Source organism: Mycobacterium sp. TH-M116, assembly GCF_057473685.1.
In genome coordinates, this window is record NZ_JBYCLC010000382.1 from 1 (window position 1) to 5,989 (window position 5,989).

Here is a 5,989-nt window from a genome sequence, read left to right on the forward strand (position 1 = left end):
CGGCACCTTCTTGGCCGGCACCTTCTTGGCCGGCACCTTCTTGGCCGGCACCTTCTTGGCCGGCACCTTCTTGGCCGGCACCTTCTTGGCCGGCGCCTTCTTGGCCGGCGCCTTCTTGGTTGGCGCCTTCTTGGCCGCTTTCGTCTTGCGGAGATCGAGCTCGGGCAGCTCGCCGGCGGGCCAGTCGGCCAGCGTCTCCAGGTACAGCCGACGCACCTCGGCGATGCGCTCAGGCAGCGTCTCAACCGTCCAGTCGTCCACCGCGATCGGCGGGAAAACCGCCACGTCGACCGTGCCCGGGTTGATGGTGGTGGAGTTGCGCGCGGCGACGATCTCGGCATTGCGGATCACGATCGGCACGATCGGGGCGCCCACAGCCATCGCGATGCGGAACGCACCCTTTTTGAAGGGTCCGACCTCGGTGGTGTCCACGCGGGTGCCTTCGGGGGCGATCACGACCGAGAGTCCCTTTTTGGCGAGCTCTTCGATTTGGTGCAGCGACTCCACGGCAGCGCCCGGATCGTCGCGGTCGATGAACGCAGCGTCCATCGCCTTGCCGATCGTGCCCATGATCGGATCCTTGGCCAGCTCCTTCTTGCCCACCGCAGTCCAGTTGTCGCGCACCAGCGCACCGACGATGACCGGGTCGACCTGGTTGCGGTGGTTGAAGATGAAAACCGCCGGACGCTGAGCGGTCAGGTTTTCCCGGCCGATGACGTTCAGCTGGACACCGGTGGTGGCGAGCAGCACCTGGGAGAACGTGGAGGTGAAGAAGTTGACGCCGCGCCGCCGGCTGCGGGTGAGCATCCCGATCCCCACCGCCCCGGTCGCGATCGGGAACAGCGAACCGAAACCGGCCAACGTTCGCAGCTGCCGCCGGATCCCGACTGGTCCGCGACTGTTGAACCGAAGGATCGGCCAGCCGCGCCGCTTGGCCACCGCGGCCATCTTGCCCTCGGGATTGGTCGGCCGAGGGTTGCCTACCAGATACATCAGGGCGACGTCCTCGTCGCCATCGGCGTAGAAGTAGCTGTCCTTGAGGTCGATGTCGTTCTCGGCAGCGAACCGCTGCACGGCGGCGGCCTTGCCCGGCCCCCAGAGGATGGGTTCTTGCACGCCACCGGTGAGCATGCCGTCCACGGTGGTCTCGAACTTGTTGGTGAGCATGTTCGTGATGCCGAGGAACCGGGCCACCGGATTGACCTGGATGGTCAGCGCCGACGAGCTGAGTACCACGGTATGTCCGCGCGCCACGTGCGCCCGAACCAGTTCACGCATCTCGGGATAGATCCGGGACTCGATCCGCTGAACGAACAGCCGCTCCCCGATCTCCTCGAGGTCGTCGATCAGTCGCCCGGCCAGCGCGGAGGCGGCTGTGCCGATGAGGTCTTCGAACTCGATGCGCCCGAGCGTGTGGTTCAGGCCGGCCTGCACCATGCCGAGCAACTCCCCCACCCCCATGTCCCGGCGCAGCAGACGTTCCTGGGTGAGGATCACTGCGGTGAAGCCGGCGACCAGAGTCCCGTCCAGGTCGAAGAACGCCCCGATCCTGGGCCCGGGTGGGCTGGCCATGATCTCGGCGACCGAACCGGGCAGCCGCATGTCCGTCGCCGGTTTCTGCATGTCGCGTTCGGCCCCCCGCTCCTCGGATGCGCTCATGATCCCGACACCGCTCGCGACGCCGACGCGGCCGGCTCGCCGAACGAGGCAGGCGCCGCGCGGGGCGCCGGGTCGCCGGCCAGCGCCAGGATCTCGTCGAAACCCTCCAGCAGGCACTGGGCGAACAACGGCTCGTCGCGGATCGCCGCCCTGTCATAGCGCACGGTGATCGTGCACCATCCGCCCCGCGAGATCAGGACCACCATCATCGCCACGCCGGGCAGCGGGCCGATGCCGTACTCGCGCAGGACTTTCGCGCCGGCGATGTAGGTGTCTCCCGGATAGACCGGGAGGTTGCTGGCCTGGACGTCGGAGCCGATCACCGAGCCGGTGATCCCCTGCAGCACGGCGGTCGGCAGGATGCTGAGCACCGGCGCGAGGGAACCGACGATGTTCATCGCGGGCTCTTCGCGGCGCTTGGTCATCTGCGCGCGGATCTTCCTCATCCGGGAAACCGGGTCCGCGGTGCCCAGGGGCGCCGCCAGGTTGACGCCGGTGAACCGGTTGCCCCCGGTCGTGTCGGCGTCGGCCCGCAGGTTCACCGGGACTGCCATCGGCAGCGTGCTGACCGGCACGCCGAGGGCCTCGTGGTAGCGGCGCAGGGCGCCGGACAGGCCTGCGAGGTAGGCGTCGTTGATCGATCCCCCGCCTGCCTTGGCAGCCCTGTGCAGATCGGCGAGCCGAAGGTCGATCGCTTCGGTGCGGGTGGCCAGGCTGCGCCGGCGCAGCAGCGGCGACGGCTCGGCGGCCCGGTTGAGCACCCGCATACCCGACATGGCGTAGCCCACGATCCCCGAGACCGTCGCCGTCGGTTCCAGAACCACCCGCCCGGCCGTTGACACGGCACCGGACACCGCCCCCAGGACCCCACCGAGCAGCGACAGTGGAAGCCGGTTGATGCCCTGTCGCATCAACTCGTTGGGTGTCAGGTCCTGCGGAACGGGCAGCGGCGGCGTCGGCCTGGGTTGGGGTTCGCGCTCGAGGTCGTAGATCTCGGCGAACATCGCCACACCACCGACACCGTCGGTGACCGCATGGCTGACGTGCAACAGCATCGCGGCCTTCCCGTCGGGCAAGCCCTCCACCAGGGTGGCCGTCCACAGCGGCCGGGAGATGTCCATCGGCGACTGCAGGATGACCTCGGCGAGGTCGAACACTTCCCGCAGCGTGCCAGGTCCGGACACCCGCACCCGGCGCACGTGGAAGTCCAGGGTGAAATCCGGATCGACCACCCAGCGCGGTGACGCCGTCGGCAAGGTCGGCACGACGACCTTTTGCCGCAGTCGCAGCACCCGACGCGAGGCGTTTTCGAAGCGGGTGCGAAACACGTCCCAATTCGGTGTCGCGTCAAGGACTTCCAGTGCCATGATGCCCGAGCGGGTCCGGGGGTTCGCCTCGCCCCGATGCATCAGATAGTCGACCGGTCCGAGCTCGTCGGATAGTTTCACGACGCCCGCGGAATCAGTTGCCTCAGCCATGATCTCCAACTCGACCTGCCCTAGGTGTCACCGCCGACCAAGCCTCTCGCCAATCGCCAATCGCCAATCGCCAGCACAACGCTAGTCGGGTTGACGGGCTGGTGAAAGGCACGATCCGGTCGCAAGGCCCGCCCCGGTGACGGGTCCGGTCCTCAGCTGGCGGACGTGACCGCCAGGGGTGGCGAATCCATCAGCGAACTCGAGCGCCGACCGTAGACGACGCCGAAGAAATCGGCGACGGCGTTGGCGGCCAGCCGCGATCGCAACGTCGGGGTGATGTCGAAGGCGTGGTGGGCGTTGGCCAGTTCGGCGTAGCCGACGGTGGGTGCGCCCGCCCCCCGCAGCGCCGCACAGAACGACCGGGCCTGGCCACAGGGAACCACTTCGTCTTTTTCGCCGTGGAGCACGAAGAACGGCGGGGCGTCGGGGTGGACGTAGGAGATCGGGGAAGCCGCCTCGAACTGCTCCGGGACGCTGGCGTAGCGGGCTTTCATGACGAACTGCTCGAGGAACGGCAGCATCAGTTCGTGCATGTTGTCGGCGTCGACGAAGTCGTAGACCCCGTAGTAGGGGGCGACGGCCTGGACCGTGGTGTCGGCGCGTTCGAATCCCGGTTGAAACCTCGGGTCGTTGGGCGTGAGCGCCGCCAGAGACGCCAAGTGCCCGCCGGCCGAGCCGCCGGTCATCGCGATGAAGTCGGGGTCGCCGCCGTAGTCGGCGATGTTCTCGCGGACCCAGGCGATCGCGCGCTTGACGTCGATCAGGTGCGTCGGGAACGCGCAGCGCGGGCTCTTGCTGTAGTTGATCGAGACGCAGATCCACCCGAGCTCGGCCATGCGGCTCATCAGCGTGTAGGCCTGAACTCGTTTGTCGCCGACGGTCCATGCGCCGCCGGGCACCTGGATCAGCACCGGTGCGCGGCTGCCGGGTGCGACGTGCGGGCCACGCCAGACGTCGAGCAGATGTTCGGTGCCGCCCGGGCCATAGGAGATGTCGGAGGTCTGCGCAGCATAGCGGCGGTGCGGGCCGGGCCGGTGGAACAGGCCGTCGCCAGGGGGGCCTTGCGACTCACGGCAGGCCGGATGGGACACCTCATCGCGAAAGTCCGGCCCGAACGCGTCCTCGAGGGCCGCACTGAGGGCTTGATCGGCGCGCTGCGCCGCCCAGGTGGTGGCGACCCGGCCGACCGCCGGGTGCGCTACCCGGGACAACGCGTACCCCGTCAGCACGTGCGGCGGAAATTCGGTGGACAGCCAGCCCGCGACCCAGCCGAGCGCAAACGGCGAACCCCGCAGCAGCAGGGCGCTGGCACGGCAGGTATCCCTGGCGTCAGCCGCCAGTCGCAGCGCGTGGGCACTGGCCCGCGAGCACCGCGAAGCCACATCTATGGCCACGCTCATAGGTACGCCACCCCTCGACGTCAGGCACACGCCTCATTGCGGTTAACGGCTCATGTCCAGCCGATGTTGTACGTGTGTCGAGGATCACCACCCTAACCGATAATCGCGGCGGCGGAAGCCCTTTCGGGTGCGTCGTGTTGCTCCGACCGCGCCGCCGAGCCCGTTGGCTAGACTGACCTGCACATTGCCTCCGTAGCTCAGGTGGATAGAGCAAGGGCCTTCTAATCCCTAGGTCGCACGTTCGAGTCGTGCCGGGGGCACTGGTCAGAGGTGGTATCAGCGCGTTGCGTACCCGCGCCAGCAGATTCGCCCAAGTGTTCGAACCCACCTCCTGTCAACCGGTTGACGCCACCGCCCGCCCTTACCGCAACTTTTGAAATGTAATCAGCGTGAAGTGTTGAGCGGGCGGGATACGGCCAGTGGATATTTTCGCGTTCGCGTGCGTGACGCCTCACCGCGTGCCGTGTGGTGGGCTTGGTCGTATGAGCCTCACTTTCTATGCGCTGCTGTGGGCTCATCCGGGGGCGGATGAGGCGCTGATCGCATACGAAGACAGGGTCTTGGACCTGGTCCCCGAGCACGGTGGCCGCGTCGTACAGCGGTCCCGAAGCGACGGCGCCGACGGACGGCCCCTAGAGATCCAGCTGTTCGAGTTTCCGTCCGCCGAGGCGTTCAACGCCTACATGCATGACCCTCGCCGCACCGCGTTGGCCACTGAGCGCGACCGTGCCATCGCCAAGACCGAGCTCATCAACGTTCAGATTGTCTGATGCCACAAAGGCCCAGAGCGACAGCGCCTACCCGCGTTGCGGCGATTACGGTGGCAACGTGACGGAATGCGCGGCGTGCCAGTTCGATTACGGACAGATGGAAGGCCAAGACTTCGCAACCTCGGCGGGCCCTCTCGCCGCTGCGTATGTCGATCTGCTCGAGTCCACCAGCGGCACAATTCTGCGGGCCCGGCCGTCGCTGGACGTGTGGTCACCGCTGGAATACGCATGCCACGTCCGCGATCTGCTCTTGGTACAACGTGAACGAGTGCTGGCCGCGCGCCGCCAAGGCCGGCCAGTCGCAGAGCCGATGGGGCGCGACGAGAGGGTCGAGCACGACGGATACAACCACCAGTCCCCCAGCGATGTCGCGCGCCAACTCAGCGATGCAACGCTGTTGCTATCCAATGCTTTCGGCAGGCTCTCGCCCGCCGACTGGGATCGCACCGTCATCTACCCGTACGCCTACCCGGACCCCAACCCGGGCGAGCGTTCACTTCGGTGGATGGCAACTCACACCCTTCACGAGCTAAGTCACCACCTGATTGATATTCGCCGCCAGCTCGACCGAGCGGATGCAGCACTCAAGGAAGAACACGTTTGCGACCGCGGGTCTGAGCAGCCCTAGTCACGGGCTTTCACTGTATCGAGTATCGCGTTGCTGGATCGTCAACAAGCGGAG

General features: G+C 67.1%; 5 protein-coding genes and 1 tRNA gene. 3 read left to right on the top strand and 3 right to left on the bottom strand.

Annotated elements, in window-relative coordinates; all coding sequences use genetic code 11:
- From AC2VOK_RS19860 to lipQ, 3 genes are all read right to left on the bottom strand, one after another.
- A partial coding sequence (locus tag AC2VOK_RS19860; RefSeq protein WP_428901969.1) for an HAD-IB family hydrolase occupies window positions 1–1,659 on the bottom strand: 1,659 nt, incomplete at its 3' end.
- Window positions 1,656–3,137, bottom strand: a complete 1,482-nt coding sequence (locus AC2VOK_RS19865; RefSeq protein ID WP_428901970.1) for a WS/DGAT/MGAT family O-acyltransferase — start codon at window positions 3,135–3,137, stop codon at window positions 1,656–1,658. The genes AC2VOK_RS19865 and AC2VOK_RS19860, both read right to left, overlap by 4 nt.
- Before the next feature lie 152 nt (window positions 3,138–3,289).
- Window positions 3,290–4,537 carry an esterase LipQ gene (gene lipQ, locus AC2VOK_RS19870; protein WP_428901971.1) on the bottom strand — a complete coding sequence of 416 codons (1,248 nt, stop codon included), beginning with the start codon at window positions 4,535–4,537 and terminating at the stop codon, window positions 3,290–3,292.
- A 186-nt stretch (window positions 4,538–4,723) separates the two neighbouring features.
- Between lipQ and AC2VOK_RS19875 the strand changes: the two genes are divergently transcribed.
- The 3 genes from AC2VOK_RS19875 (at window position 4,724) to AC2VOK_RS19885 (ending at window position 5,935) form a co-directional block, all read left to right on the top strand.
- Window positions 4,724–4,797, top strand: a tRNA-Arg gene (locus AC2VOK_RS19875).
- A 222-nt stretch (window positions 4,798–5,019) separates the two neighbouring features.
- The gene (locus tag AC2VOK_RS19880) at window positions 5,020–5,307 is read left to right on the top strand and encodes a DUF1330 domain-containing protein (protein ID WP_428901972.1); all 288 of its coding nucleotides are present in this window, start codon (window positions 5,020–5,022) and stop codon (window positions 5,305–5,307) included.
- A gap of 97 nt (window positions 5,308–5,404) precedes the next feature.
- Complete coding sequence (locus tag AC2VOK_RS19885; protein ID WP_428901973.1) at window positions 5,405–5,935, top strand: DinB family protein; 531 nt, start codon at window positions 5,405–5,407, stop codon at window positions 5,933–5,935.
- Window positions 5,936–5,989: the final 54 nt, after the last annotated feature.